The following is a 25658-nucleotide window of genomic DNA, read 5'->3' on the forward strand; positions in this document are numbered from 1 at the left end:
AGTCTGGTTCCGGCCCGCCAAGTAAACCCATCACGACCTAACGGTGAACTCTCGGCAACCCTCATGGTCCGAGCGGTGTCGTACGTCCCGACCTGAAGCCTCGATAGTGAACCGGTCACGTCCTCGTGGTGAACTATCGGCAACGTCTCACCTGGTCGACCCCCATTCGGCTGTGGAGGCGTCCGAGCAGGCGCCTAACCTGGAGCCATGAACGTGGACGCGGCAATCGCCGCTGTGGCAGCGATCGCCGGGCTCTGCACCGGCGTCATCGCCATGCTGGCGTTCCGCTGGAGCGAGCGCGACCAGGCGAAGCCCACGCGCTCCTCACTCCATACCGACGCCGCGCTGCCGCCCGGTGTCGACACCGTGCTCTCCGTGCTGCGGTCCTCCGCGGTCGTCCTCGACGAGGAGGACGCGGTGGTCAAGGCCAGTTCGGCGGCGTACGCGCTCGGTCTGGTGCGAGGCGGAAAGCTCGCTGTCGAACCGATGCTGCACATGGCCCGCGACACTCGTCGCGACGGTGAGATACGCCAAGTGGAACTGGACCTGCCGCGCCGTGGCACGGGCCGTGGCGAGGCCCTCGCGGTCTCCGCCCGGGTCGCCCCGCTCGGCTCCCGCCTGGTGCTGCTGCTGGTCGAGGACCTGACCGAGGCCCGCCGCATCGAGGCCGTACGCCGCGACTTCGTCGCCAACGTCAGTCACGAGCTCAAGACCCCGGTCGGCGCCCTGTCGCTGCTGTCCGAAGCCGTCATGGACGCCTCGGACGACCCGGAGGCCGTGACCCGCTTCGCCGGTCGCATGCAGATCGAGGCGACCCGGCTGACCAGCCTGGTCCAGGAGCTGATCGACCTCTCCCGGGTGCAGAACGACGACCCGCTGGAGGACGCCGAGCCGGTCCGGGTGGACGAACTCGTCGCCGAGGCCATCGACCGCTGCCGCCACCAGGCCGGCACCAAGCAGATCACGATGGCCACCGGCGGCACCGCCGACCTGCACGTGTGGGGAAATCGCGGCCAGCTCGCCGCGGCCCTTGGCAACCTGGTGGAGAACGCGGTGAACTACAGTCCGGCGCGCACCCGCGTCGGCATCGCCGCCCGGCGCATCGCGGCCCCCGGCGGCGACCTCATCGAGGTGGCCGTGACCGACCAGGGCATCGGCATCTCGGAGAAGGACCGCGAACGGATCTTCGAGCGGTTCTACCGCGTCGACCCGGCGCGCTCGCGCGCCACCGGCGGGACCGGCCTCGGCCTCGCCATCGTCAAGCACGTGGCCGCCTCGCACGGCGGGGAGGTCACGGTGTGGAGCGCTGAGGGTCAGGGCTCCACCTTCACCCTGCGGCTCCCGGAAGCCGGTGGCGTACGCGACCGGGCCGAGGCCGCGGCCGCCTCCGGGCGGCGCAAGGGCGGAAACTCCTTGATCGAGCCGGACGACCTCGACGACGAGGACCCCGACCGTTCCTATGAGACCTTCACCAATGAACCCCCTCCCGTCGCCCACCACCCGTAGCTGGAAGGCGCTTCGCGCCCCTGAGTTCGCCCCGGAGGTCCTTCCGTGACCCGAGTGCTCGTTGTCGAGGACGAGGAATCGTTCAGCGACGCTTTGTCGTACATGCTCCGCAAGGAGGGTTTTGAGGTCGCCATCGCGACAACGGGCCCCGAAGGGTTGGACGAGTTCGAGCGGAACGGCGCCGACCTGGTGCTGCTCGACCTCATGCTGCCCGGCCTGCCCGGCACGGAGGTCTGCCGTCAGTTGCGCGGACGCTCCAACGTCCCGGTCATCATGGTGACCGCCAAGGACAGCGAGATCGACAAGGTGGTCGGCCTGGAAATAGGAGCCGACGACTACGTCACCAAGCCGTTCTCGTCCCGCGAGCTGGTGGCCCGCATCCGCGCGGTGCTCCGCCGCCGTGGCGAGCCCGAGGAGGTCACGCCGGCCGCCCTGGAGGCGGGCCCGGTGCGGATGGACGTCGACCGACACGTGGTCACCGTCTCCGGCGGCAAGGTGGACCTGCCGCTCAAGGAGTTCGACCTGCTGGAGATGTTGCTGCGCAACGCCGGCCGCGTGCTCACCCGGATGCAGCTCATCGACCGCGTCTGGGGCGCCGACTACGTGGGCGACACCAAGACCCTCGACGTGCACGTCAAGCGGCTGCGCGCCAAGATCGAGCCCGACCCGGGAGCGCCCCGCTACCTGGTGACCGTCCGCGGCCTGGGCTACAAGTTCGAGCCGTAAGCCGCACCGGGCGGCGCCCCACCGGCGCCGACCCCGCAACGCCGCGAGGGCGGCCCCCACGGTCGGGGGCCGCCCTCGCGGCGTCGCGGTACGTACGGGCCCGCCGGGCGGGCGAGGGCGCCGCACGGGCCGAGTCGCGGCCCTACGACGCCGGTCGCACCGGCGCGCGGGCGGGCCCGGCCGAATGGGGGCGGGGTCGCGCCGTGGCGCCGGTGCGCAAAGGCTCAGTGGCCGGCCGGGGCTTCCTCGCCTTGGGCGCCGTCCTGAGCGCCCTGCTGGCCCTGCTGCTCGTCCTGCGCGTCGCCGGTGGGCGTGCCGGTCGGCGTGCCCGTCGGCGACTGCTCGTCCTGGCCCGGCTTGTCGGTCGCGTCGCCGCTCTCGTCGTCCGACGGCTTGCCCGACTCCTTGTCGCCCGGCTTGCCCGAGGGCTTCCCGGCCTCGGTGGGCTTGGCGGTCGGCGCGGGGCTCGGGCCCCACTTCGCGTAGTCACCCTTGGCGGGGACCACCAGCGCGCGCAACGTGACGTCGCCCGTCTTGCTGAAGTCGAAGACGATCTTCTGGGCGTCGCCGACCTTGGCCGCCTCGTGGCCGCCGACGATCTCGGCGGAGGCGTTCCCCTTGCCGCCGAGGATCAGCGAGCCGCCCTTGGGCACGACCAGCGGGCCCGAGCCCTTCGCGGGCTTCAGCTTGACCTCGGTGTTCTTGCCGTCGACCGTGACGGCCCGCAGGACCTGGTCGGACGAGCCGTTGTTGAAGATCTTGGCGGTGAGGGCGGCGGGGCCCTCGTCGTCCAGCTCCGGCTGGGTGATCACCGTGGCGTTCTGGACCGCGATGTCGCCGACGGTCTTGTGGGCGTGGTCGGGGTTGACCTCCATCGTCTGCGAGTCGTTCCCGGCCGCGCAGGCGGAGAGCGGGGCGATCGAGAGCACGAGGGCGGTGGCGGCGAGGGCGCCGCGTCGAAGGCTGCTGCTCACGGCGGCGGCATCTCCTAGGACGAGCTTCGGCGGCCGAACGCTGGGCCCGGTCGCGGATGGACGGCGGGGGCGGCGGTGAGCTGCCCGTAAAAGGATCTATCAGCGCGCTTAGGTTACCGACCCGCCGTCGAGAGCATGCACCCGACCCGCCTCCCGCACCGGGCGGCCCCCCGCCGCGCTCGGGCCGCCGCGCCGAAGCCGGCCCGTTGGGGGTCGGGTACGGCACGCGCCGCCCGCGTATCCCCGCCGACCTCCTCCCGGCGGCACCCGCCACCCGGCGAACACGCCTGTGAACAGTCGTTGAACAAGTGCGGGGAGAACGCCCCGCAATCACCGGCGCGCGGACCCCGCGCCGAATATCGGCCGCCGCTCGCCGGGATGAATATCGGCGCGGAATGCAGGCGCTCCGTGACGGTCGCGTGAATTGATCACGAAGGTGATCTACGTGGCCTGATCAATTCGCGGAAACGGCGCGGAGTGGCCGACCCCAGACCGAACGGAGTAGCGGAACTCGCACGCTCAGAGTCCGGCAAACCGGGACGTACGGCCTGTCGGGCGGGGGTGTCGCGGGATGTGACGGGCGCGTTTCCCCCTGCCCGGACAGTGGCTCCCACCTGCGAATTCCCCCTTCCCGACGCCGCTCGCAGCACGTTCCGAGTGCTGTTGTCAAGCCCCGAGATATGCCCTGACCTGCGAAAACGCCATTCAGAACGGGGCGTTCACGTGTTACTCTGGATAGCCACGGAAGGGGTACCTGTCACATGACGTTCAAGGTTGGCGACACCGTGGTCTATCCCCATCACGGGGCCGCGCTGATCGAGGCCATCGAAACTCGCCAGATCAAAGGCGTGGACAAGACCTACTTGGTGCTGAAGGTCGCCCAAGGCGACTTGACGGTTCGTGTACCAGCGGACAATGCGGAGTTCGTCGGCGTACGCGATGTGGTCGGCCAGGACGGGCTGGACCGGGTCTTCGAGGTGCTGCGCGCACCGTATGCGGAGGAGCCCACGAACTGGTCCCGTCGTTACAAGGCAAACCTGGAGAAGCTCGCGTCCGGCGACGTGATCAAGGTCGCCGAGGTCGTGCGCGACCTGTGGCGTCGTGAGCGTGAGCGCGGTCTTTCCGCCGGTGAGAAGCGCATGCTCGCCAAGGCTCGGCAGATCCTGGTGAGCGAACTGGCTCTCGCGGAAAGCACCAACGAAGACAAGGCTGAGGCCCTGCTCGACGAAGTTCTCGCATCCTGAGGACTTTCTGCGAACCCACGGACACGGGGTCGTTGCCGGTGTCCGGGACGTTCTGACGGACGTACACCTGCCGCAGTGCCCGAGTGGCGGTCGCGTCCCGAGGACGCGATCCCCGCGCCGGGCACTGCGGCATCTGTCGTCCGATGTGCACCTGTCGGCGCACGCGCGCCGGTGAAGCACGCGTTCACCCAGCTTTACGCAGCACGTTTCGGCAGCACGCTCTGGCAGTACAGCGCATCTCGGCAGTTCAACGCACCACCACCCGCACGCGTCACCGACGCCTCACGGCGGCCTTGACCGGGTGCGTCTCGCGTTCGCCGGCCACCGCGAGGGCCGGCGGCCACGGCGACGGTTCCGACCCTTCACAGGGGCGGTTCGTCCGGCGGCGCGTTGCCGATCGTCGGGCCGGCCCCGGTGTGTGGGGGCGCGGTGTCGTGGGGCGGGTGCGTCCGGTCACACGGCGTCCGGTCACACGGCGGTGTCCGCCCGAAGCGACACCGTCCGCGAGACGCGCATGCCGATACGCCGCCACCCCGAGAGCCATGTGGCCCAGGCGGTCGGCGGCGGTCAGGGGCGAGGGGGCGGGCAACTGGCAAGTTCTTGCGCTTCGCTTCGCCACACTGTGTGCGGTTACATCACCTGTGCGGCGATTGGTGTGCCGGGCTCGGGCACTGGCTCGACCAGTCGTCACGGAAGGGGCTGATCGGGCCGCTGCGCCCGGCACGCTCTGGCCATACCCAACTCGGCCGAGGAAGCAAACCTGAACGCCAACGCAATGTCCGCAGCAGACCGTGCCGACTCCACCGACACGCGTCCCGTGCGCACCGCCGCCGTCATTCCCGCCGCCGGCCGAGGCGTCCGCCTCGGCCCGGGCGCGCCCAAGGCGCTGCGCGCCCTGAACGGCACGCCCATGTTGGTCCACGCCGTGCGCGCGATGGCCGCCTCGCGCGCCGTCTCGCTCGTGGTCGTCGTGGCGCCGTCGGACGGCGCCACCGAGGTCCGCAGACTGCTCGACGCGCACCCGCTCGCCGAGTCCGTCGCCGAGAAGACCGAGGTCGTCGTCGTTCCCGGCGGCCAGACCCGCCAGGAGTCCGTACGTCTTGGCCTCGCCGTCCTCCCCGATGACGTCACCGTCGTCCTCGTGCACGACGCGGCGCGCCCGCTGGTGCCGGTGGACGTCGTGGACGCGGTGGCCGGCGCGGTGCGCGCCGGCGCGCCGGCCGTGGTTCCCGCGCTGCCGCTGGCGGACACCGTGAAGCAGGTCGATCCGCGCCCCGGCGGCGAGCCGGAACCGGTCGTCGGCACCCCGGAGCGGGCCAGGCTGCGTGCCGTCCAGACCCCGCAGGGCTTCGACCGGGCCACGCTGGTCGAGGCGCACGAGCGCGTCGAGCTGGCGGGCGAGGGCGCCACCGACGACGCGGGCATGGTCGAGCGCATCGGCCGCGACGTGGTGGTCGTGCCCGGCCACGAGGAGGCGTTCAAGGTGACCCGGCCGCTGGACCTGGTCCTGGCCGAGGCCGTACTCGCCCGCAGGAGGGCCAACGATGGGTTCTGAGCCGCCCGCCGAGCAGCCCGCCGTGGTGCTGCCCCAGGTCGGTGTCGGCACCGACATCCACGCCTTCGAGGAGGGCCGCGAGCTGTGGTGCGCGGGCCTGCGCTGGGAGGGGGAGGGGCCGGGTCTCGCGGGCCACTCCGACGCGGACGTCGTCGCCCACGCCGCGTGTAACGCCCTGTTCTCCGCCGCCGGTCTCGGCGACCTCGGCGCCCACTTCGGCACCGGCCGCCCCGAGTGGGCCGGCGCCTCGGGCCTGACCCTGCTCACCGAGGCGGCGCGCGTCGTGCGCGCGGCGGGCTTCACCATCGGCAACGTGGCCGTGCAGGTGATCGGCCCGCGCCCGAAGATCGGCAAGCGGCGCGAGGAGGCCCAGGAGGTGCTGTCCGCGGCGGTCGGCGCCCCCGTCTCCGTCTCCGGCGCGACCACCGACGGCCTGGGCTTCACCGGCCGCGGCGAGGGCCTGGCCGCGATCGCCACGGCCCTGGTCGTACGCCGCTGAGCCGCGCCGCCGAGCGCCCACCCGGGGCGGTGACGCACGCGCGTCACCGCCCCCACGCGTGCCCGGCGGCGCGCGCCGGACCGGGTCCGTTCGCGGCCGGCCGGTGCCGGTCGCGCTGCTCCGTACGGATCACGCTCGCGTCGGGAATGCGGGTGGGCCCGGGGCTGTTGGGTACCCATCGAGGAACCTGCTCCGTGATCCACTGCCGGGCGACACCGCCGGGCGATCGACGTGACGGAAGGACCCACCGTGTCAGCCGTACTCTCCGACGACCTCAAGCGCGTCCTCGACGGGCCGGTCTTCGTGACCATCGCGACCATCCAGCCCGACGGGAGTCCGCAGCTCTCGGTGGTCTGGGTCAAGCGCGACGGGGACGACCTGCTGATCTCCACCACCGTCGGCCGCCGCAAGGAGAAGAACCTCGCCGCCGACCCGCGGGTGACCGTGCTGGTCAACCCGGCGGACGCGCCGTACACCTACGCCGAGATCCGCGGCACCGCCACCGTCAGCACCGAGGGCGGCCAGGAGCTGATCGACGAGCTGTCGCTGAAGTACACCGGCAAGACGTACGCCGAGTTCAACCCGCGCAGCGGGGAGGACGCGGAGCGCGTCGTGATCCGGGTGACGCCGCGCAAGGTCGTCGGCCGGCTCTGACGTCGGCCGGGCCGTCGCCCGCCCGCGTCGCCACCGCGTTCACCGCACCCCCGCCGCCCGCGCCGCACGGCGCGCCGTGACCTGACCGAAGCGCGCCGAGTATCACGCTTCGGTGTCCGCGCGGCCCCGGGGGTCGCGGGGCACTGCCCTGTTCCGACTACCCTTGTGGCGTGACCATTCGCCTGTACGACACCAGCGCCCGGCAGACCCGTGACTTCACCCCGCTGACGCCGGGCTGTGTCTCGATCTACCTCTGTGGCGCGACCGTGCAGGCCGCACCGCATATCGGGCACATCAGGTCGGGCCTCAACTTCGACATCATGCGCCGCTGGTTCACCTATCGCGGCTATGACGTGACGTTCATCCGCAACGTCACCGACATCGACGACAAGATCCTGGTCAAGGCCGCCGAGAGCGGCGAGCCGTGGTGGTCCATCGGCTATCGCAACGAGCGCGCGTTCAACGACGCGTACGAGGCGATCGGCTGCCTGCCGCCCACCTACGAGCCGCGCGCGACCGGGCACGTCCCGGAAATGATCGAGATGATGAGCGGTCTGATCGAGCGCGGTCACGCGTACGCCGTCGACGGCAACGTCTACTTCGACGTCCGGTCCTTCCCGGAGTATCTCCAGTTGTCCAACCAGGAGTTGGACAACCTGCCGAACGCCGGCGACGTCGGCGCCGGCAAGCGCGACGGGCGCGACTTCGCGATGTGGAAGGCGGCCAAGCCCGGCGAGCCGAGCTGGCCCACGCCCTGGGGCCGCGGCCGACCCGGCTGGCACCTGGAGTGCTCGGCGATGGCGCACAAGTACCTGGGCCGCCGCTTCGACATCCACGGCGGCGGCATCGACCTGATCTTCCCGCACCACGAGAACGAGATCGCGCAGGCCAAGGCGTACGGCGACGGCTTCGCCGACTACTGGGTGCACAACGCCTGGGTGACCATGAGCGGCGAGAAGATGAGCAAGTCGCTCGGCAACTCGGTGCTCGTCTCCGAGATGGTCAAGCGCTGGCGCCCCATCGTGCTCCGGTACTACCTGGGCACCCCGCACTACCGGTCGATGATCGAGTACAGCGAGGAGGCCCTGCGCGAGGCCGAGTCCGCGTTCGCGCGGATCGAGGGCTTCGTCCAGCGCGTGGTCGAGAAGGCCGGCCCGGTAGAGCCCGCCGCCGAGGTGCCGCCGGCCTTCGCGGAGGCGATGGACGACGACCTCGGCGTCCCGCAGGCCCTCGCGATCATCCACACCACGGTCCGGCAGGGGAACTCGGCGCTCACCGCCGACGACAAGGAGTCCGCGGTCGCCCGGCTCGCCGAGGTGCGCGCCATGCTCGGGCTGCTCGGCCTCGACCCGTTGGACGAGCGCTGGTCTTCGGGCGGCGAGCGCGGCGAGGACCTGCACGGCGTGGTGGACTCGCTGGTACGCCTCGTACTGGAGCAGCGACAGGCCGCGCGCACCCGCAAGGATTACGGCACGGCGGACGCCATCCGCGACCAGCTCCAGCAGTCCGGGCTGGTGATTGAGGACACTCCGTCCGGCCCGCGCTGGGAGCTGGGACCCCGCTGAGCTGGGCGGACAGCAGGACGGGCAGCCACGCCGGAACGGCTCGGTGTGCCGCGCGGTACGCCGGGCGGCACACTTTCCGTAACATCGACTTTTTTGCTGAGCAGTACGGGCTGAGCAGTGAGCAGTAAGAGACAGGTGACCCATGGCCGGTAACAGCCAGCGCAGGAACCGCCGCACGTCCAACAAGAAGGGCGCGACGGTCGGCAGCGGCGGCAAGCGGCGCCGGGGCTTGGAGGGCAAGGGCCCGACCCCGCCCGCCGAGATGCGCAAGGGACACGTCAAGCAGCGCGCGGCCAACGCCAAGGTGCGCCAGGCGTCCAAGCGGCCCGCGCCGCGCCGCGGCGGTCCCAAGGGCACCAACGAGCTGGTCGTGGGCCGCAACTCCGTCTTCGAGGCGCTGCGCGACGGCGTGCCGGCCAGCGCGCTGTACGTGCAGCAGTTCATCGACAGCGACGAGCGGGTGCGCGACGCCCTGCGGCTGGCGACCGAGCGCGGCGGCATCAACCTCATGGAGGCCCCGCGCCCCGAGCTGGACCGGATGACCAACGGGCTCAACCACCAGGGCCTGGTGCTCCAGGTCCCGCCGTACGACTACGCGCACCCCGAGGACCTGGCCGCCGAGGCGTTCGACGCCGGCGAGGACCCGCTGATCGTCGCCCTCGACGGGGTCACCGACCCGCGCAACCTCGGCGCGGTCGTCCGCTCCGTCTGCGCGTTCGGCGGGCACGGCGTGGTCGTGCCCGAGCGGCGCGCGGCCGGCATGACGGCCGGCGCGTGGAAGACGTCGGCCGGCACGGCGGCGCGCACCCCCGTCGCCCGCGCCACCAACCTGACGCGCGCGCTGGAGGCGTACCAGAAGGCCGGCATCACGGTCGTCGGTCTGGCCGCCGACGGCGAGCTGGAGCTGGGCGACGTCGAGGCGCTGGACGGCCCGCTCGTCGTGGTGATCGGCAGCGAGGGCAAGGGCCTGTCGCGCCTGGTCAGCGAGACCTGTGACCTGCGGGTACGCATCGCCATGCCGGGCGGCGCGGAGTCCCTGAACGCGGGCGTCGCGGCCGGCGTGGTGCTGTACGAGGCGGCTCGCCGCCGCCGTCGCTGAGCCGCCGCGCGGCGGCCCGCGCCGCGCCGGTTCGCGGCGGTAGCCGGGCCGCCGGCGCGCTCCCCGGGGCCGCCGCGCACCGTAGGGTGCCTTGCCGCCATCCGGCCGGGCCAGCCGCCGCGCCCCCGACACCCGCCGGCGCACGCCCCTGGGCGCCGCCGCGCCGCACGGGGCCCGGTCGCGTGCTGGCGGGCCCGTGGGAGGCGAGGGGCGCGGCTCGTTTCGCGGGGCGTGGCGTGCCGCCGGGCGGCGCTGGCCTGCGCTTGGGCGAGACGACGGCGGGCTTGACGGGTCTCGGACAGTTTCGAGGCGGTCAAGGCAGTGTCTTAACCGGGGGTCACTCGGTTAGATGAGCGTGGACACCAGAACACCCCGCACACCTCCGGGGGGACGCTCACCGGGATTCGACGACGAGCCGCGCCTGAACATGGCGAAGGTTCCGAGCGACCCCGCGCAGGTCGTCGTCGCGCACGCGAGTTTCCGCGTGCAGCTCGCGACCCCCGTCAAGAGCAGAGCGCTCGTGGAGACGGCGCGGATGGCCGCGCTCGCCGGGGCTGGTGCCGGCCTGGGGACGCGCCCGGCGCGGCGCAGAGCCCCGGTGGTGTGGAGCGGTCGTACGAGTCCGGGCGACGGCGCGGCGACCCAACTCCTGCAGGCCGTACGACAGTCCGAGGCCAGCCTCGCCGCCACCGCGACGACCGGCGCCACGCGCACCGTGCGCCCGCCGAGCCCCACCGCCGGCGCCGCGACCACCCCGTACGGCGAACCCGAGGGCCCCGGCGGTCCCGGCGGTGACGTGGGCGCCACCCAGGTGCTGCCGCGCGTCGCCGTCGGAGAGCCCGAGCCCCCCGCCCAGGCCCTGGTCATCGGGCCCCGCACGCCGTACAACGACGAGACCCCGCCGGGCGGCACGCGGTACACGCGCGGCCGGTTCGACGGCAGCCCGGACGCCGGCCCGCCGGACGACGACCTCGACACCGGCCAACACACCACCGTGATCGGCCCCGTCGCCGGCGACGACGACGGCACGGCGCGGTGGCACTCCGCGGCGTATGCCGCCGACGAGGCGGACGAGACGGACACCGGCCCCGCCGGCGAGTCGCGGCGCGCGGCGCGCGGGCGGCGCAACCCCGACACCGTGCGCCACGCGTACTACCCCGGGCGCCGGATGAACCTGGGCGTCGTGCTGCTCCCACTGCGCGTCTTCCTCGGCTTCATCTCGATCTACGCGGGCATGGGCAAGCTCTGCGACCCGGTGTACTTCGACGGCGGCGAGCGCGGGTCCATGGTGATCTGGCTGCAGTCGCTGCACCCGTGGGACGTGGCGTCCCCGCTGCGTGACTTCGCGCTCGAACACCCCGTGGGCGCCGGCCTGACCATCGCGTTCGCGCAGGTCGTGGTCGGGGTGTTGACCGTCTTCGGGCTGTGGCAGCGGCTCGCCGCCTCGGTCGGGGCGCTGCTGTCGGCCGCGCTGCTGGTGACGGTGAGCTGGCGGACCGTGGCGGCGTACGACGCGCCCGACATCATCTACCTCGCCGCGTGGAGCCCGCTGATCATCGCCGGGGCGCCGGTCTACTCGATGGACGCCCGGCTCGCGGGCGAGGCGTGGCGGCGGCTCGGGCCGCGCGTCGAGGTCCGCGACCTGCGCCGCCGCGTGCTGCGCCGTGGCTCGGTGCTGGCGGCCGTGATCACCGGTCTGACGCTGCTGATCGGCTCGATGCTGGGCGGCGCGGTGCGCTCCTCGGACACCGTGCGCGTGCCAGGACCGAGCGAGCCGCCGACCAACCACCTGCCCGGCAAGACGCTGCCGGGCACGCCCGAGGCGAGCAAGTCGCCCGGCACCCGCAGCCCGGAGGACAAGCGGAGCGGTTCGCCGTCCGCGGGCGGCGGCACGCCGAGCCCCGCCTCGTCGGCCCCCAGCGCGGCGAGCACGCCGGGCGTCACCCAGCCGCAGCCGGCCCCCGGCGGCCTGACCGCGGGACCGAGCCAGCCCCGGGTACGCCAGCAGCAGCAACAGGGCCAGGTCGGCGGCGGCCAGACCAGCAGCCAGACCTCGGGTGCCCAGACCGCCCCGCAGGCGCAGCCGGAGGCCCCGCAGTCCGCGCCCCAGCAGCAGCGGCAGGCCCCGCCCCCCGACAGCGACAGCGACCTCGACAGCGACTACGACAGCACCACCGGCGGCGGCACGAGCGGCGGCATGCGCCGCGAGGGCGCCCTCGGCGGCCTGCTCGGCTGACCACCCGGCGTACGGGCCTCCGCGGCCCGTACGCCTCCTCGTACAGCAGCGGCGGCCCACCGGGGCGCCGCTGCTGTCGTTGGTACGCACGCGGGCGTACGGGCACCGTGGACCCGTTGGGCCCGCCATCGGTGGAAGCCCGCGCAGCCGTCACGCGACGCCCCCGCGCCTCGGTGAGCCGTGTCCGGCTCAGCCCTTGTCCGCCGGGCCGCCGGTAGCCAGTTCCTTCGCGGCCTCCGTGAGGTCCTTGGCGGTGTCGATGGCGCGCCAGTACGCGCCGTGCGGCAGCGGGTAGCCCGCCAGCCGGCGTTCGCGGGCGAGGCGGGGGAAGGTGGTCCGCTCGTGGTCGCCGCGGTCGGGCAGCAGGTTGGTGAAGTCGGCGGAGAACACGTAGACGCCGGCGTTGATCAGGTAGGGCGACGGCGGCGCCTCGATGAAGTCGAGGACGTGCCCGAACTCGTCGGTCTCCACCGCGCCCCACGGGATGCGCGGCCTGGCCAGCGCGAGGGTGGCCGCCGCGTCGCGCTCGTGGTGGAAGCCCGCCATCTCGCGCAGCGAGAACCGGGTCCAGATGTCGCCGTTGGTGGCGTACCAGGGCCGGTCCGGGTCGGGGAGCGAGGCGGCGGCGTACTTGAGGCCGCCGCCGCGGCCGAGCGGCTCGTTCTCGACGACGGTGGTGACGCGGAGCGGGAGATCGGCGCTGGCCAGCCAGTCCTCAAGGACCTCGGCGAGGTGGCCGCAGGAGACGACGGCATCCGTCACGCCCTCGGTGGCCAGCCAGTTGAGCTGGTGGCCGATGATCGGGGTCCCGGTGCCGGGGATCTCGACCATCGGCTTGGGGCGGTCATCGGTGTACGGGCGCAGCCGCGAGCCCTGGCCGCCGGCGAGGATGACGGCCTGGGTCGGGGCGGCGGAGTCCGCGACGGGGCGCGGGGCGCGCTCGGGCGACGTGGCGGGGGGCGGGGAGCCCGCGGCCACGGACGGGCCCGTGGCGGCGCCGCTGCCGGCGCCTGGGGTGGCGGCGCGCGCGGGCCCGCCGGGTGCCGGCCGCCGATGGGGCGCGTCGGGGCCGGCAGGGGTCGTGGGACGGATGGGATCGTCGGTCATGGTCCGCACGATAAGTGCTGGCCGGCGCGGACGCCGACCAGACGCCGGACCTCGCATGCCGACGCGCGTGCCGACGCGTGCGGTGGCCCGTGCGGCGGTCCGTACGGCGGTCCGTACGGCGGGCCTGGACCGCGTACGGGCCGGCTCGCACGGGTCAGTTCGTACGGGCCGGCTCGTACGGCGCTCGCACCCGCCCGGGCCGGCCCCGCCTCGTCCGGTCCGGACCCCGGACGGCGGCCCGGACCTCGGACGAGGCGGCACGCCTCGGGCGTGGGGTCACACCTCGGACGTGGGGCCACCCCTCACGCGGTGGGCCGAGGGCGGGCCGGCGGTCGGATGTCGGGTGGTGACCCGCTGTCGGGTTCGCGTCGGGGTCTGCGGTGGCCGGGCCTCAGTTGGCCTGTGCGACGCCGGAGGCGAACGACGTGTCGCACACGGGCCGGGAGAAGGCGTGGGCGCGGTGGGCGGCGCCGCCGTACTTGGCGACCGCCGCACGGCCGAGCGCCCGCGCGATGGAGGCGCAGTGCCGGGCGAGCGAGGGGCGCTCCGTGATGGCCTCCTGGAGGCCCGTGAGGGCCACGCCCGGGTCCTTCTCCTGGAGTTCGGAGAGGAGTTGGTCGCGCAGCACCTCGTGCTGGGCGCGGTGGCTGGCCTGGCTGGAGGCGTTCTTGGAGGAGGCGGTGAGCACCGAGTCCCCGGAGTTCCCGGCCCACGGCACGGCGGTGACCGCCAGGGTGCCGGAGAGGATGAGAACGACGGGGAGGACGAAGGCGAGGGTTCTGCCGATACGGCGGGCGGCCTGGTTCATGCCCGCGATCGTAGCGAGCAGTGATGATTTGGCGACATTTAGTCACCCTGTTGAGGGATGACATGGCATCCACATGCGATTCGCGTGTTGACGCACACGGCTCGAAATGCCTGTTCTGCGGGGATTTCGCAACGACAACGCCGCGCATCCGCGATGCGGCAGATGCGCGGCGCGCGTTGGCTACCTGTGCCCAACGCCTCCGTCATCCCCCCGGTTCCCGCCCGGGAATCCGCCCGTACGGGGGTGGTTGGGCGATCCCGGGAGGGGGGAGGGACGGCGACGGGGCGTCAGGCGGTGAGGCGCTCGCCGGTGGAGGTGGCGAAGACGTGGGTCTCGCCGGGGCGCGGGACGACGTGGAGGACGGCGCCCTTCTCCGGCACCTGGCGGCCGTTGACGCGGACGACGAGGTCCTTGGTGGAGCCGCCGACCTCGGCGCTGCCGTAGACGTAACCGTCGGCGCCGAGTTCCTCGACCACGTTGACGGTGACCGGGAGCCCGGCCGGGGCGTCGCTGCTCTCCTTGGTCAGGGTCTTGGCGGCGCCGCCGTTCTGCTCGACGATGTCGAAGTGCTCCGGGCGGACGCCGACGGTGACGGTCTTGTCGCCCTTGTCGGCCGCGACGGCGAGGGCCTCGCGGCTGACGGGGACGACGCTGTTGCCGAACTTCACGCCGCCGTCGGCGATCGGGACCTCGACCAGGTTCATGGCGGGCGAGCCGATGAAGCCCGCGACGAACAGGTTGGCCGGGCGGTCGTACATGTTCCGCGGCGAGTCGACCTGCTGCAGCAGCCCGTCCTTGAGCACCGCGACCCGGTCACCCATGGTCAGGGCCTCGACCTGGTCGTGGGTGACGTACACGGTGGTGATCCCGAGCCGCCGCTGGAGGCTGGCGATCTGGGTACGGGTCTGCACGCGGAGCTTGGCGTCCAGGTTGGACAGCGGCTCGTCCATGAGGAAGACCTGCGGCTCACGCACGATCGCCCGGCCCATCGCGACGCGCTGCCGCTGACCACCGGAGAGCGCCTTGGGCTTGCGGCTCAGGTACTCGGTGAGGTCGAGCATCTTCGCCGCGTCCTCGACCTTGGCCCGGATCTCGCTCTTGCTGACGCCCGCGATCTTGAGCGCGAAGCCCATGTTGTCGGCGACGGTCATGTGCGGGTAGAGCGCGTAGTTCTGGAACACCATGGCGATGTCCCGGTCCTTCGGCGGCAGGTGGGTGACGTCCCGGTTGCCGATGCGGATGGCGCCACCGTTGACGTCCTCGAGCCCCGCGAGCATCCGGAGCGAGGTGGACTTGCCACAGCCGGAGGGGCCGACCAGGACGAGGAACTCGCCGTCCTGGATGTCGATCTCCAACTGGTCGACGGCGGGCTTGTCGGAACCCGGGTAGATCCGGGTCGCCTTGTCGTACGTGACCGAAGCCATGGTGCATTCCCTTCACCGGCAGGAACGTGCCGGACGATCCGAGTAAAGGTCGAGCGGAGCCTTCCGCACGCCGACGAAGACGGGGAAGGGGTCTAGTCCACTGACCAGACTTGCCGTGACGGTACCTGGCCAGGGCCCCCATGTCAGTAGCCACCGCCGGAGAAGTTTCGGGTGGTGGGGGTGGGTGGGTGTGCTGGGTGGGGGTGGTTGGTGGAGGTGGTTGGTGGGTGCGGCGGGAGGGGGTGGGCGCGGTCGGTGGGTGTGCTGGGTGAGGGCGGGGGCGGGTGCCGGCGGTGGGTGGGTGGTGGCTGGGTTGGGTGGCTGGGGTTCGGTGGTGGGGCGGGGTGCGGCGCGCGGCCACGGGTGCGGGCGGGCGTGTGCTGGGTGGGCGTGTGTGTGGGCGGGGTGTGGGAGGGGGCTCGGGCTTGGGTTGGTCGGTCCGCGGGTCCGGGGAAATTGCGTCTGGGGCACGCCGTGAGCGTGGGTACACTGCTGGGGATGCGCCGACTTAGCTCAGTTGGTAGAGCACCGCTCTTGTAAAGCGAAGGTCGTCGGTTCGAACCCGACAGTCGGCTCTGTGCGTGGCCACGTCGCTGAGCCGCGCGAAACGCCCCGGGCCGGGTTGGTCCGGGGCGTTTGGTTTGGGGCTCTCCGGGGCGTCCGTTTCGCGCCGTGAGGCAGGGCGTCGGCGGCTACGCGCTCACCGCCCGAAACGGCCACGCGCTGGCCCGGGAACGGCTACACGCTCATCGCCCGAAACGGCCGCGCGCGGCCCGCCCGGGCTGGCGACCCGGCTCGGTGCCGGTCTGGTGCCCGCGAGGCTGGCGGTCGTACGGATGCCGCGCCCTCGCGGGAGGCGCCGGGTGGCGGGTGGGGAAGGAGAGGGCCAGGCGCGGGTCAGGGGCGTGAGCCTTGATTGTCGTCGGGCTCCTGCTCGTAGTCGTCGGGGGTGATGTTGGCCTCGTCCATCGCCTCGCGCAGGGTTCGGCCCGTCGCGCCGGGGGTTTGCTGTTCGTCCTGCTGGTGCGTGTCCGGGTCGCCGAGTACGTCGTCCGTCTTCGGGGTCTTGCGGCGGCTCTCCTCGGGAGTCGTCATCGTCCCTCCGTTCGTGGGGGTGTGGTGGTGGTGCGGTGTGTGTCGCTTGTCCGGGTTCGAGTGGTCGACGGGTACCCCGGGGCACGGCTGTGCACACGGGGGAGCGTGGTTCGTTTGTCGGCCTTGTGGTGTGGGCACCCGGGCCCAGCGAATCCGTGGGGTTGGCCCGCGGGGGCGTGGTGCGAGCAGTTGCTCGCGGACGTTGTAGGGAGTCCGTACAGGAGGCGCATCGTGCAGCACGACAGCTCACCGAACGATGGCGACCGGGGGACGGCGGCGCCGCAGGTCACCTCGGAGCCGGCCCCGCCGTTCGATGCGGTGAAGCAGTCCCGACCCGGCCTGGAGTCCGAGATGGACCCCCGGCCCCACTACCGCGCCGAGCGCTACCGGGCGGCGGACAAGCTGGCCGGCAAGGTCGCGTTGATCACCGGCGGCGATTCGGGTATCGGGCGGGCCGTGGCGGTGCTCTACGCGCGGGAGGGTGCCGACGTGGCGATCGTCTACCTCCCGGAGGAGCAGTCCGACGCGGAGGAGACCCAGCGGGCCGTGCGGGAACACGGCCGCTCCTGCCTGCTCATCCCGGGGGACGTGTGCGACCCGGCGTTCTGCCGTGAGGTGGTCGAGCGGACCGTACGGGAGTACGGGCAGCTCAACATCCTGGTCAACAACGCGGCCTACCTCAACAGCAAGCTGGAGCTGGAGCAGCTCTCGGCCGAGGACTGGGACCGTACGTTCAAGACCAACGTCTACGCCTACTTCCACCTGGTGATGGCGGCCCTGCCGCACCTGAAGGAGGGGGACGCGGTGATCGCCACGGCCACCGAGGAGGCGCTCAAGGGCAGCGTCACCATGATCGATTACGCGGCCTCGAAGGGGGCGGTGATCATATTCACCAAGTCAATCGCCCCGCACCTGGCCCGCCGCGGCGTGCGCGCCAACGTGGTGGCCCCCGGTCCCACGTGGACGGCGCTCAACAACGCCGACCCCCACATGCCCAAGGAGGGCCTGGACCAACTGGGCAGCGACACGCCACTGGGGCGCCCCGCCCAGCCGGAGGAGATCGCTCCGGCGTACGTGTACCTGGCCTCGGACGCCGATTCCAGCTACACCATCGGCGAGACGATCGCGGTCACCGGCGGGATGGTCGACACCCGGTGAGACCGGGGCGTAACGGGGCTGCCTGAGCCGGACCGATCGTGCCATTCCCGCCGCCCCGTCGATCCCCACTGTCCGCCGCTGCCCGCCGCCTCTTCGGCGGCGCCCCGTGCCGCCGTCGGCCGGGTGGAATGTTCACCTCCGTTTCGGGGGTGACGGTCGGCCGGGCGGGAACCCGGGGCGGTGGTACCACCCTCGACGCGAGGAGGACGAACGACGATGAGCGAAGCGAACCGCAGCGACCTTCCGCTGCCCGACTACGACGGACTCCCCCTCGGGGAACTCCAGCACCGCATCCGCGCTCTGGACGCGACGGAGTTGCGGACCCTGCTGGCGTACGAGCAGGACCACGGGCAACGTACCGCCGTCGTCGAACTGCTCACGGCGCGGCTGGAGCAGTTGGCGTCCGGCGCCGAGCCGACGGGGGCCGACCCCGCCGCGCCGCGTCCGCAGGCGCCGCCGCGCCGCGCGGGTTCGCCCGTGTCCCCGGCCACGTCGACCGAGCCCATCCACCCGCCGCCGCACGGCACGCCGGAGCAGCACGGAAAGCCGAAGGGCAACCGGGCGGTGTGACCTGCCGGGCGGGGTGACGCGTTCCGGTCGCTGTCGGCCGCGCGCCGGGTGTTGGTGTCGACGGGCGGACCAACTCCGTTGTCAGTGGGCCCGGTTAGCCTCGCGGTATGAGTGAGCGATGCATGCACGACATGGTCGTGGAGCAGTGCGTGGACTGCGCGCCTGCTCCCGAGGGGCTCGTGAAGCACGTCTTCGTGACGGCGGGGGGTTCGGTCTTCCATCGCTCGTCGGGGTGCAAGGCCCTGCGGGAGGGCCAGCACTACGCGCTTCGCCTGGGCATGGAGAACCACCCCCCGCGCCGCGTCGTGCTGGCCGAGGCGCGGGGGGAGGGGCGAGGTGCCTGCGCCTACTGCTTCTGGGACTACCAACCCACGTGACGGTGACGGCTGGAACTGGGCGTGCGTGGGTGGGTGTGAGTGGCGGGGTGTGGGCGGTGAGGGGGGAGAAGCGCACGTCACAGGGGTGGAGGTGTGGAAAACGCGAGGGCGGCCGGGTAGTCTCCCGCTGTTGATCTTGGCCGGTAATCACCAGGGGGAACGACCGTATGAGTCGTCGTATCGCACTGTCCATCGCCGCGTGTGTCGCCGCGGGTGGCTCGCTTCTCGCCGCTCCCGCGTACGCGGCCGACAGTGGCGCTTCGGCCCAGTCAGCCCAGTCGGCGCCGTCGCTGGCGTCGGGGAGCGACCGGGTCAAGTGCACCAGCATGAGCAACGGGCAGCTCTGCATCTCGTTGAACACCAGCCCGTCGCGCATCGAGGTCTTCTACACCAAGAAGGGTGGCTCCGCCATCAAGGCCCGCCTCGGCTTCCGTTCCAGCAGCACGAGCTACGGGCCGTGGAAGACGATCAGCACGGGCGAGCGGGCCAACAGCACCTGGAACATGAGCTACCCGTGCGGCCGTAAGTACGTGGGCCTGATCCAGGTCTCGGGGCAGAAGACGTTCGAGACGCCGGCGGCCACCTGCTGACGCGGGAGGGTGCCACCCACTGCGGTGCGAGGCGGCGGTTGGGCCGCGCGTTCTGACGGGTGGGGTGGCGTGGGCGAGGGCGCGTGTGCGAGTGGGTGGCTGCTCGCGCACGCGCCCTCTCCTGTCTGGCCCGCGAGTGAGGGGAGTGGGCGGCTACGGGTTACGGGGGATGTAGGCCATGCCGTGTGCGCCGGGCTCGCCCCGCTTGGGGATCTCCAGGCGGGCCAGCCGTTCCAGCGTGTCGAGGTGGACCACGTCCACGGTGGAGGACGCGGCGCAGGCGACGTAGCCGAGTTGGCCGTCGGGTGACGAGGTGATGGTCAGGGGGGCCAGGCCGACCTCGACGCTGCCGAGCCGCGCGTGGTCGTCGGTGGCGAAGACGGTGAGCCGTCCGGGCGCGTGTCGGCCGAGTGGGGAGTCCGGGGCGGGCTCCATGCGTACCTCGCCGACCAGGAGTCTGCCGGTGGCGGTGGCGTGTACCGGGAGCATGACGTGGTCGGTCGTGAGGGTGTCGGTCACGGTCGCGGTCCGCGGGTCGATGACGCGGACGCCGGGGGTGGGGCGGGCGCCGGCGGTGTCGCCGGCGGGGCCGAAGGCCGCGTACGGGGCGGCGACGAACACCTTCGCACCGTCGGGCGAGAAGGCGAGGCCCTCGCTGCCCGGCACCTCGACCTTGGCGGTGAGGGTGCCGCGTTCGAGGTCCACGAGGGAGACGAAGGGCGCCTCCTTGTTGCTGGCGCACCCCACGGTGCCCGTGGGGTCGATGACGAACCAGTGCGGCCCGGGGGCGTCGGTGTCGATGCGTCCGATGGGGCGGCGGGTGGCGGTGTCGATGACGACGACGCCGCCGGGGCGGTCGGCGGAGCCCTCGACGCTGACGTAGAGGCGACCGCGTACGGGGTCGAGCGCCAGGCCGTGCGGGCCGTGTTCGGGGGCGAGGTCGACGACCTCGACGACGCGGCGGGTGTCGGCGTCGATGACGGTGAGTTCGCTGCGCCGGCCGGTGTTGGCGTGGTAGTAGCCGGAGTTGTACGCGGTGGAGCACCACAGGAGGCGCTGGGTCGGGTCGAAGCACAGTTCGTGCGGTTCGGCGATGACCTCGACCGTGTCGAGGTGCCGGTCGGTGGCGGCGTCGTAGAACGACACGGTGGGGCCGCTCTGGCTGACCACGGCCACGACGTCGCCTGCCAACTGGGCGCGGACGGACTGCTGCACGGAGTTCTCCCGGTGGGTTGCTGTTCCGCTCGTTCGCGGGTGGCTCCACTCTCGGCAGTCGGCCACGCCACGGGCAATGCAAAGATGGGCACGGCATTGTTGCGCTCAGCGGAATGACCCTGGACGGGTGGCGTGGGGATGGACCTGAACCTACTGCGGGCGTTGGACGCGCTGCTCCAGGAGAACAGCGTGACGCGGGCGGCCGAGCGGCTGGGCACCTCGCCCGCCGCCGCCAGCCGGATGCTCGCCAAGTTGCGCCGGGCGGCGGGCGATCCGCTGCTCGTCCGGGCGGGCCAGGAGTTGGTGCCGACGCCGCGCGCGCTGGAGTTGCGCGAGGAGGTGAGCGCGCTGGTGCGGCGCTCCGACGCGCTGTTCCGGCCGGCGAGCGCGTTCGACGTCGCGGGTCTGCGGCGTACGTTCACCGTCCAGGCCGCCGACCTGCTGCTGACCGGCCTCGCCGGGCCGCTGCTCGAACGGGTCCACGGCGCGGCGCCGCAGGTGGACGTGGTGTTCCTGGCGGAGACGCTGGAGGGCGGGCCCGCGCTGCGACAGGGCCACGCCGACCTGGAGTTGGGCGTCCTCGGGCACCTCGACCCGGAGACCCGCGCCGAGACGCTGGCCGAGGTGCCGATGGTGGGCGTCGCGCGCAGCGGCCACCCGCTGTTCGACGGGCCGATCGACGCGCGACGCTTCGCCGAGGCCGACCACATCGGGGTCTCCCGGCGCGGCCGGCGACACGGCCCGATCGACGCCGAACTGGCCCGCCGCGATCTGCGGCGCCGGGTGGCCGTCGTGGTGCACAGCCACACCAGCGCCATGATGCTCGCCAGCACCAGCGACCTGGTCTCACTCACCCTCGTCGACTGGCTGCCCGAGACCATGGCCGCCCTGGGCCTGCGCACGTTCCCCCTGCCGCTGGACCTCCCGCCGGTGGCCGTCGGCATGGCCTGGCACCCCCGTAACTCCGCTGACCACGCGCACCGTTGGTTCCGCTCCCACGTCCGGGCCGTGGCGGTGGCCGCGCTGGGCGGCGGCCGGTCCTGACGTAGGCGGATTACGCGGACGTCGCCGGGCCGGCGGGTCCCGTCGCCCGAGGGCGGCTCACGGGCGGGCGCCTCGGCCCCGGCGCCCGGACCGGCCCGCCCGAGGACGCCCCCGGCCCCGGACTCTGGCCCCGGCGCCCGGGTCGGTCTCGCGGGCCAGCGGAAAATGCGTTGGCTGGGGCATGGCCGTGCGTGACAGGCTGGCGATGTCCATCCGTACGCCGTGTGGCCTGCTGACCTGTGCCGCAAGGTGCCGGGTGGGCGCGTCGTCGGTCCCGCCCGTTGCCGGCACAGGTAGCCGGTCGCCGGCCCGGTCGCCGGCCACGCGCGTGGGGCGCGACCGTCCGCTTGTGACCGTCCGTTTCGACCGCTGCCCCGCGAGGAGTCGCGCCATGGCCCGTGCCGTCCGTCTCATCCGTTCCGCCTCGCTGTCCGACGTCGCCGAGTACGCGTACGCCGCCACCGCGCCCGCCGACGCACGGCTGATCTTCCTCGCCGGGGCCTGCCCGCTCAACGCTGACGGGAGCACGGCGGCCGTGGGGGACTACGCGGGCCAGGCCGCCAAGGCGCTGGAGAACCTGCGCACCGCGCTCGCGGACGCGGGGGCCGAGCTGACGGACGTCATCAGCACCCGGGTACTCGTGGCCTCGCAGCGCCAGGCCGACCTGGTCACCGCCTGGGAGGTGGTCAGGGACGGGTTCGGCGACCACGACGTGCCGAGCACGCTGATGGGGGTCACCGTGCTCGGATACGCGGACCAGCTCGTGGAGATCGAGTCCGTGGCGGCCGTCCTCGACTGATTCCGTGGGGACGATGACGTGAGTTCGTCTCCCCGCGCCTGGTTTCGTGCGCGGGCTGATCTCGCGGTCGTCAGGTGTCCGGCCCTATGACCGCCCGGCACCCGGCACCCGGTCCCGTGGCCGTCCGGTGACCGGTCCCGTACCCCGTTGTCGTGATGCGCGGGGCGTACGGGGTACACGGCTGGCCCGCGACGAGCGGGCCATGCGCGCCGCGCGCCGTGCTTGCCGTGCGCGGCGCGGGCTGCGTGCGCCGGGCGCGTAGCGAGAGTGCGGGTGGGGGCGTGGGTCGGCCGGCCGCAGGCGGCCCGACGTAAAGGGAAATCCTCGCCCGTACTCCGGGAAGTGTTGCCTATATCGTCTGAAATCCTTTGTTTCTTAGGCGTTTCACGCATTGTGCCGGCTCATTGCGCCGCTCGTACGGGGGCGAAGTCCCGTCGATTCCTGACAGGGGGAGCGGCGGTCCGCGGACGGAAGGGTGTCGTTCGTGGGGGGCGTGTCAGGGGCGGGCCGCGCGGGCCGGTATCGACGCTGGTCGCGCACGGTGGCGCGGGGGGCGCGGCGGCCCGGTCCGGGCGCCGGGGCGCACATGCCCCCGGCGCTATGCGAGGCGCGACCGAATGACGGCCGTGCCTGGCTGAAATCCACACCGCACTGTTCCCTCGCCCCACCTCAGGCACTAGCCATGAAACGGGTGGGAGTCACCTGCCTTGGTGAGAGACGAGGTGCCATGACCGGTGCACGAGTGGATTTGGACGACGGACTGCGCGGAAAGGCCCGCTTCGATGAGATCTATAACCTGCCCGATCCCCGCGGATACTTCCGAACGCTGCGGCCACTCGCATACCAGATTCCCCAGCACGCGCAAGAGGTCTTTCAGCAACTGCTGGCCGCGCGCGTCCTGGCCGACGCGTCGACCGCTCAGCCGGCCGAGCGCCCGCCGACCGTGGTGGACCTGTGCTGCTCGTACGGCATCAACGCCGCGCTGCTCAACCACAAGGTGACGTTGGACGAGCTGTACGAGCGGTACACCGACCCGCAGACAGCCGGCCTGACGTCGGAGCAACTCATCGCCAGCGACCGTCAGTTCTTCGCCGAGCGGCGGTTGCCGGACGCCGCGCGGGTGATCGGGCTCGACGCGGCGAAGCACGCGGTCGGCTACGCGCGCGCCGCCGGCCTCCTGGACGAGGCGTTCGGAGAGGACCTGGAGCGTTCCGATCCGGGGCCCGAGCTGCGGCGCGCCGTGGCGCACGCCGGGTTGATCACGGTCACCGGCGGCATCGGCTACATCACCAGCCGCACCGTCTCCCGGCTGGCCGAGGCGATCGAGGGGCCGCTGTGGGTGGCGGCGTTCGTGTTGCGTGGCGTGTCGTACGAGCCGGTGGCGGAGGCGCTGCGCAGGTTCGGGCTCGTCACCGAGACGGCGGGGCCCGAACGCACCTTCAGGCAGCGCCGGTTCGCCGATGTCGCCGAGCGCCGGCACGCGATCGCCGGGGTGGTGGCGGCCGGCGCCGATCCACGGGGCAAGGAGGACGAGGGCTACTACCACGCGCAGTTGTACGTGTCCCGGCCCGCGGCGCACGTCGCGGCCTTCCCGCTGGCGGACTTCGTGGGTGACGGCGGCGCCTCACCGAGGTGAGCGGCCCCGCGCACGCCCGCGCGCGACCGACCCGCCGCGACCAGCCCCCTCTCGTCCCGCCCCGCCCCGTACCGCCGCCGTGTCGGCCGGACGGGGCGGGGCGGCGGCGTGTTCAGCGCGGGCGTACGCCATCGAAGACCAGGTCGAGGAGGCGCGTCGGGGCGGTGGGCCCGGCGGCCGTCTCGGCGGCCCAGGCGACCGCCGTCGCGAGCTGGATGAGTTCCGCCGCGGTCAGGTCGGCCCGCACGTGGCCGCGCTCGCGCGCGTGGGCCACCAGTTCGGCGGCGGCCCGCTCGACGGCCTGGCAGCGCGCGCCCAGCGGCCCGTCCGCCGCGCGGGCGGCCTGCGCGTAGCTGGTGGCCAGGCCGCGGTAGCGGGTGATGTGGCGGACGAGCGCGGCGACCCACCGCGCGAGGGCGTCCGGTTGGTCGGGGGCGGCGAGCAGTTCGCCGGCCAGGTCGGCGAGGTCGTCCAGGCTCTGGCCGACGACCTCGGCCGTCAGCGTCTCCTTGTCCGGGAAGTGGCGCCACAGCGTGCCCGGGCCGACGCCGGCGCGGCGGGCGATGTCGTTCATCGCCGCCGCCTCCGTCCCCACCTCGTCGAAGAGCGCGCTCGCCGCCTCGACCAGGCGGGCCCGGTTGCGCTGGGCGTCCCTGCGCCGGGGCGCGCTCGGTCGGGCCGCCCCGCCCGCTGCCGCCGTGTCGCCTTCCCGCACCACGTCTTCTTCCTTTCCACCGCCCGACCCGAACGTACCGGAGTGGCGCTCCGGTACGATGCGGAGTGCCACTCCGGATTCTAGTAGGGAGATCACCCGTGGAGCCGACCCTGCCCTTCCTCAACGCCGTGGGCCTCTGGGTGCCCGGCATGGACCTGCGGCCACCGGCGGAGTCCGCCGCGGCGGCGGCCGAGATCGAGGCGCTCGGGTACGGCGCCCTCTGGCTCAGCGAAGGGCTCGTCCGCGACCCGTTCATGGAGGCGGGCACGCTGCTGGCGGCCACCCGTTCGCTGGTCGTCGGGACGGGCATCGCGGTGATCTGGGGGCGCCATCCGCGCATGGTCAGGGGGCAGGCCCGCGCGCTGCTCGACGCCCACCCGGGGCGCTTCGTGCTGGGCCTCGGCACCTCGCACGCGCGGTTGGTCGAGGGCGTGCTGGGGCTGCGGTACGAGCGGCCCCTGACGGCGCTGCGCGAACACCTGGACCAACTCGACGCGCCCGACCCGCTCCTCGCGCTGGCCGGCATCGAGGGCTCGCCGGCGGCCGAGGCGCCCGGCGCGCCCCGGGTGCTCGCCGCGCTGGGCCCGCGCGCCGTCGCGCTGGCCCGGGAGCGGTCGGCCGGGGCGTTCTCCTACCTCGTCACGCCGGAGCACACGGCGCTGGCCCGGGCGGCGCTCGGCCCGGATCGCGCCCTGATCGTGGAGCAGGCCGTGGTGGCCGGGCTGCCCGCCGAGCGGGCGCGGGAGCGGGCGCGCCAGCACATCGCGGGCTACCTGCCGGCCGCGCCCTACCGGGCCAGTTGGCAGCGGCTCGGCTTCACGGAGGCGGACTTCGCCGACGGCGGGAGCGATCGCCTGGTCGACGCCCTCGTGGCGATCGGCGACGAGCGGATCGCGGAGCGGATCACGGCCCACCTCGCGGCGGGCGCCGACCACGTCTGCCTCCAGGCCCTGCCCGCCCACCCGGCCGCCCTCCCGCTGGACCAGTGGCGCCACCTGGCCCCCCTCGCCCGACGGGCCGGGCGGCGCCCCGGCGTACAGGCGGCCGGGGCCTAGCGCCGGC

At 73.0% G+C, this 25658-nt stretch carries 24 protein-coding genes and 1 tRNA gene; 18 read left to right on the top strand and 7 right to left on the bottom strand.

The annotated features are described in order from the left end of the window. The first annotated feature begins 207 nt into the window (after positions 1-207). Both phoR and phoP read left to right on the top strand, forming a co-directional pair. Positions 208-1506 carry a two-component system sensor histidine kinase PhoR gene (gene phoR, locus AC3CHW_RS19805; protein ID WP_176162331.1) on the top strand — a complete coding sequence of 433 codons (1299 nt, stop codon included), beginning with the start codon at positions 208-210 and terminating at the stop codon, positions 1504-1506. 54 nt (positions 1507-1560) lie between these two features. Next, positions 1561-2232 carry a two-component system response regulator PhoP gene (phoP, locus tag AC3CHW_RS19810; RefSeq protein WP_466295925.1) on the top strand — a complete coding sequence of 224 codons (672 nt, stop codon included), beginning with the start codon at positions 1561-1563 and terminating at the stop codon, positions 2230-2232. Positions 2233-2456: 224 nt separating this feature from the next. Here the strand turns inward: phoP and AC3CHW_RS19815 are convergent, their stop codons facing one another. After that, positions 2457-3206 carry a DUF461 domain-containing protein gene (locus tag AC3CHW_RS19815; RefSeq protein ID WP_488467339.1) on the bottom strand — a complete coding sequence of 250 codons (750 nt, stop codon included), beginning with the start codon at positions 3204-3206 and terminating at the stop codon, positions 2457-2459. A gap of 761 nt (positions 3207-3967) precedes the next feature. Between AC3CHW_RS19815 and AC3CHW_RS19820 the strand changes: the two genes are divergently transcribed. The 7 genes from AC3CHW_RS19820 (at position 3968) to AC3CHW_RS19850 (ending at position 12058) form a co-directional block, all read left to right on the top strand. Continuing rightward, complete coding sequence (locus AC3CHW_RS19820) at positions 3968-4450, top strand: CarD family transcriptional regulator (RefSeq protein WP_009716930.1); 483 nt, start codon at positions 3968-3970, stop codon at positions 4448-4450. Positions 4451-5225: 775 nt separating this feature from the next. Continuing rightward, positions 5226-6005 carry a 2-C-methyl-D-erythritol 4-phosphate cytidylyltransferase gene (gene ispD, locus AC3CHW_RS19825; protein ID WP_459250838.1) on the top strand — a complete coding sequence of 260 codons (780 nt, stop codon included), beginning with the start codon at positions 5226-5228 and terminating at the stop codon, positions 6003-6005. Next, on the top strand, positions 5995-6504 hold the full coding sequence (gene ispF / locus AC3CHW_RS19830) for a 2-C-methyl-D-erythritol 2,4-cyclodiphosphate synthase (protein WP_488467340.1): 510 nt from the start codon (positions 5995-5997) through the stop codon (positions 6502-6504). The genes ispD and ispF overlap by 11 nt, the downstream gene beginning before the upstream one ends. 249 nt (positions 6505-6753) lie before the next feature. Next, positions 6754-7158, top strand: coding sequence for a PPOX class F420-dependent oxidoreductase (locus AC3CHW_RS19835; protein WP_176162327.1), 405 nt, complete (start codon positions 6754-6756; stop codon positions 7156-7158). 170 nt (positions 7159-7328) lie between these two features. After that, positions 7329-8723 (top strand): cysteine--tRNA ligase, encoded by a 1395-nt coding sequence (cysS, locus tag AC3CHW_RS19840; RefSeq protein ID WP_187062174.1) that lies wholly within the window; start codon positions 7329-7331, stop codon positions 8721-8723. 142 nt (positions 8724-8865) lie between these two features. Then, positions 8866-9822 (top strand): 23S rRNA (guanosine(2251)-2'-O)-methyltransferase RlmB, encoded by a 957-nt coding sequence (rlmB, locus tag AC3CHW_RS19845; RefSeq protein ID WP_176162325.1) that lies wholly within the window; start codon positions 8866-8868, stop codon positions 9820-9822. 427 nt (positions 9823-10249) lie between these two features. Next, positions 10250-12058, top strand: coding sequence for a DoxX family protein (locus AC3CHW_RS19850; RefSeq protein ID WP_488467341.1), 1809 nt, complete (start codon positions 10250-10252; stop codon positions 12056-12058). A gap of 189 nt (positions 12059-12247) precedes the next feature. On the opposite strand, the gene AC3CHW_RS19855 is transcribed toward AC3CHW_RS19850, so the two are convergent. The 3 genes from AC3CHW_RS19855 to AC3CHW_RS19865 form a co-directional block, all read right to left on the bottom strand. Beyond that, positions 12248-12949, bottom strand: coding sequence for a nucleotidyltransferase family protein (locus tag AC3CHW_RS19855; RefSeq protein WP_187062177.1), 702 nt, complete (start codon positions 12947-12949; stop codon positions 12248-12250). Positions 12950-13556: 607 nt separating this feature from the next. Next, positions 13557-13973: a hypothetical protein gene (locus tag AC3CHW_RS19860; RefSeq protein ID WP_398607619.1), complete on the bottom strand. Its 417-nt coding sequence runs from the start codon at positions 13971-13973 to the stop codon at positions 13557-13559. 287 nt (positions 13974-14260) lie between these two features. Next, positions 14261-15397 (bottom strand): ABC transporter ATP-binding protein, encoded by a 1137-nt coding sequence (locus tag AC3CHW_RS19865; protein WP_488467342.1) that lies wholly within the window; start codon positions 15395-15397, stop codon positions 14261-14263. 502 nt (positions 15398-15899) lie between these two features. Here AC3CHW_RS19865 and AC3CHW_RS19870 point away from each other — a divergent pair. Continuing rightward, positions 15900-15972 (top strand) — tRNA-Thr (locus tag AC3CHW_RS19870). Positions 15973-16294: 322 nt separating this feature from the next. Here AC3CHW_RS19870 and AC3CHW_RS19875 read toward each other — a convergent pair. Further along, a complete protein-coding gene (locus AC3CHW_RS19875; RefSeq protein WP_398607605.1) occupies positions 16295-16492 on the bottom strand; it encodes a hypothetical protein in 198 nt (65 codons plus the stop codon). A gap of 231 nt (positions 16493-16723) precedes the next feature. Between AC3CHW_RS19875 and AC3CHW_RS19880 the strand changes: the two genes are divergently transcribed. From AC3CHW_RS19880 to AC3CHW_RS19895, 4 genes are all read left to right on the top strand, one after another. After that, positions 16724-17650, top strand: coding sequence for an SDR family oxidoreductase (locus tag AC3CHW_RS19880; protein WP_488467343.1), 927 nt, complete (start codon positions 16724-16726; stop codon positions 17648-17650). 216 nt (positions 17651-17866) lie between these two features. Continuing rightward, positions 17867-18220, top strand: a complete 354-nt coding sequence (locus AC3CHW_RS19885; RefSeq protein WP_398607603.1) for a DUF8129 domain-containing protein — start codon at positions 17867-17869, stop codon at positions 18218-18220. A gap of 107 nt (positions 18221-18327) precedes the next feature. After that, a complete protein-coding gene (locus AC3CHW_RS19890; RefSeq protein WP_381166838.1) occupies positions 18328-18597 on the top strand; it encodes a hypothetical protein in 270 nt (89 codons plus the stop codon). Between the two features lie 167 nt (positions 18598-18764). Further along, complete coding sequence (locus AC3CHW_RS19895) at positions 18765-19187, top strand: hypothetical protein (RefSeq protein WP_488467344.1); 423 nt, start codon at positions 18765-18767, stop codon at positions 19185-19187. Between the two features lie 153 nt (positions 19188-19340). On the opposite strand, the gene AC3CHW_RS19900 is transcribed toward AC3CHW_RS19895, so the two are convergent. Further along, a complete protein-coding gene (locus tag AC3CHW_RS19900; RefSeq protein ID WP_488467345.1) occupies positions 19341-20402 on the bottom strand; it encodes a YncE family protein in 1062 nt (353 codons plus the stop codon). Positions 20403-20540: 138 nt separating this feature from the next. Here AC3CHW_RS19900 and AC3CHW_RS19905 point away from each other — a divergent pair, with 138 nt between their 5' ends. The 3 genes from AC3CHW_RS19905 to AC3CHW_RS19915 all read left to right on the top strand — a co-directional run bounded on the left by AC3CHW_RS19905 (position 20541) and on the right by AC3CHW_RS19915 (position 23881). After that, a complete protein-coding gene (locus AC3CHW_RS19905) occupies positions 20541-21446 on the top strand; it encodes a LysR family transcriptional regulator (protein WP_488467346.1) in 906 nt (301 codons plus the stop codon). 391 nt (positions 21447-21837) lie between these two features. Then, a complete protein-coding gene (locus AC3CHW_RS19910; RefSeq protein WP_488467347.1) occupies positions 21838-22245 on the top strand; it encodes a RidA family protein in 408 nt (135 codons plus the stop codon). 727 nt (positions 22246-22972) lie between these two features. After that, positions 22973-23881 (top strand): hypothetical protein, encoded by a 909-nt coding sequence (locus AC3CHW_RS19915; protein ID WP_398607598.1) that lies wholly within the window; start codon positions 22973-22975, stop codon positions 23879-23881. A gap of 112 nt (positions 23882-23993) precedes the next feature. Here AC3CHW_RS19915 and AC3CHW_RS19920 read toward each other — a convergent pair whose 3' ends face one another. Further along, positions 23994-24599 (bottom strand): TetR/AcrR family transcriptional regulator, encoded by a 606-nt coding sequence (locus AC3CHW_RS19920; protein WP_488467348.1) that lies wholly within the window; start codon positions 24597-24599, stop codon positions 23994-23996. 95 nt (positions 24600-24694) lie between these two features. On the opposite strand from AC3CHW_RS19920, the gene AC3CHW_RS19925 reads away from it, so the two are divergent. Further along, positions 24695-25651, top strand: a complete 957-nt coding sequence (locus AC3CHW_RS19925) for a TIGR03620 family F420-dependent LLM class oxidoreductase (protein WP_488467349.1) — start codon at positions 24695-24697, stop codon at positions 25649-25651. Positions 25652-25658 lie beyond the last annotated feature (7 nt).

This window comes from Streptomyces sp. MGP-BFMKR1, from assembly GCF_057766585.1.

Excerpts from the sequence above, each read along its gene's own strand:
- phoR (WP_176162331.1), top strand. The coding sequence starts at position 208 with ATGAACGTGGACGCGGCAATCGCCGCTGTGGCAGCGATCGCCGGGCTC.
- AC3CHW_RS19820 (WP_009716930.1), top strand. The coding sequence starts at position 3,968 with ATGACGTTCAAGGTTGGCGACACCGTGGTCTATCCCCATCACGGGGCC.
- ispD (WP_459250838.1), top strand. The coding sequence starts at position 5,226 with ATGTCCGCAGCAGACCGTGCCGACTCCACCGACACGCGTCCCGTGCGC.
- ispF (WP_488467340.1), top strand. The coding sequence starts at position 5,995 with ATGGGTTCTGAGCCGCCCGCCGAGCAGCCCGCCGTGGTGCTGCCCCAG.
- rlmB (WP_176162325.1), top strand. The coding sequence starts at position 8,866 with ATGGCCGGTAACAGCCAGCGCAGGAACCGCCGCACGTCCAACAAGAAG.
- AC3CHW_RS19850 (WP_488467341.1), top strand. The coding sequence starts at position 10,250 with ATGGCGAAGGTTCCGAGCGACCCCGCGCAGGTCGTCGTCGCGCACGCG.
- AC3CHW_RS19860 (WP_398607619.1), bottom strand. The coding sequence starts at position 13,973 with ATGAACCAGGCCGCCCGCCGTATCGGCAGAACCCTCGCCTTCGTCCTC.
- AC3CHW_RS19865 (WP_488467342.1), bottom strand. The coding sequence starts at position 15,397 with ATGGCTTCGGTCACGTACGACAAGGCGACCCGGATCTACCCGGGTTCC.
- AC3CHW_RS19875 (WP_398607605.1), bottom strand. The coding sequence starts at position 16,492 with ATGACGACTCCCGAGGAGAGCCGCCGCAAGACCCCGAAGACGGACGAC.
- AC3CHW_RS19885 (WP_398607603.1), top strand. The coding sequence starts at position 17,867 with ATGAGCGAAGCGAACCGCAGCGACCTTCCGCTGCCCGACTACGACGGA.
- AC3CHW_RS19890 (WP_381166838.1), top strand. The coding sequence starts at position 18,328 with ATGAGTGAGCGATGCATGCACGACATGGTCGTGGAGCAGTGCGTGGAC.
- AC3CHW_RS19895 (WP_488467344.1), top strand. The coding sequence starts at position 18,765 with ATGAGTCGTCGTATCGCACTGTCCATCGCCGCGTGTGTCGCCGCGGGT.
- AC3CHW_RS19905 (WP_488467346.1), top strand. The coding sequence starts at position 20,541 with ATGGACCTGAACCTACTGCGGGCGTTGGACGCGCTGCTCCAGGAGAAC.
- AC3CHW_RS19910 (WP_488467347.1), top strand. The coding sequence starts at position 21,838 with ATGGCCCGTGCCGTCCGTCTCATCCGTTCCGCCTCGCTGTCCGACGTC.
- AC3CHW_RS19915 (WP_398607598.1), top strand. The coding sequence starts at position 22,973 with ATGACCGGTGCACGAGTGGATTTGGACGACGGACTGCGCGGAAAGGCC.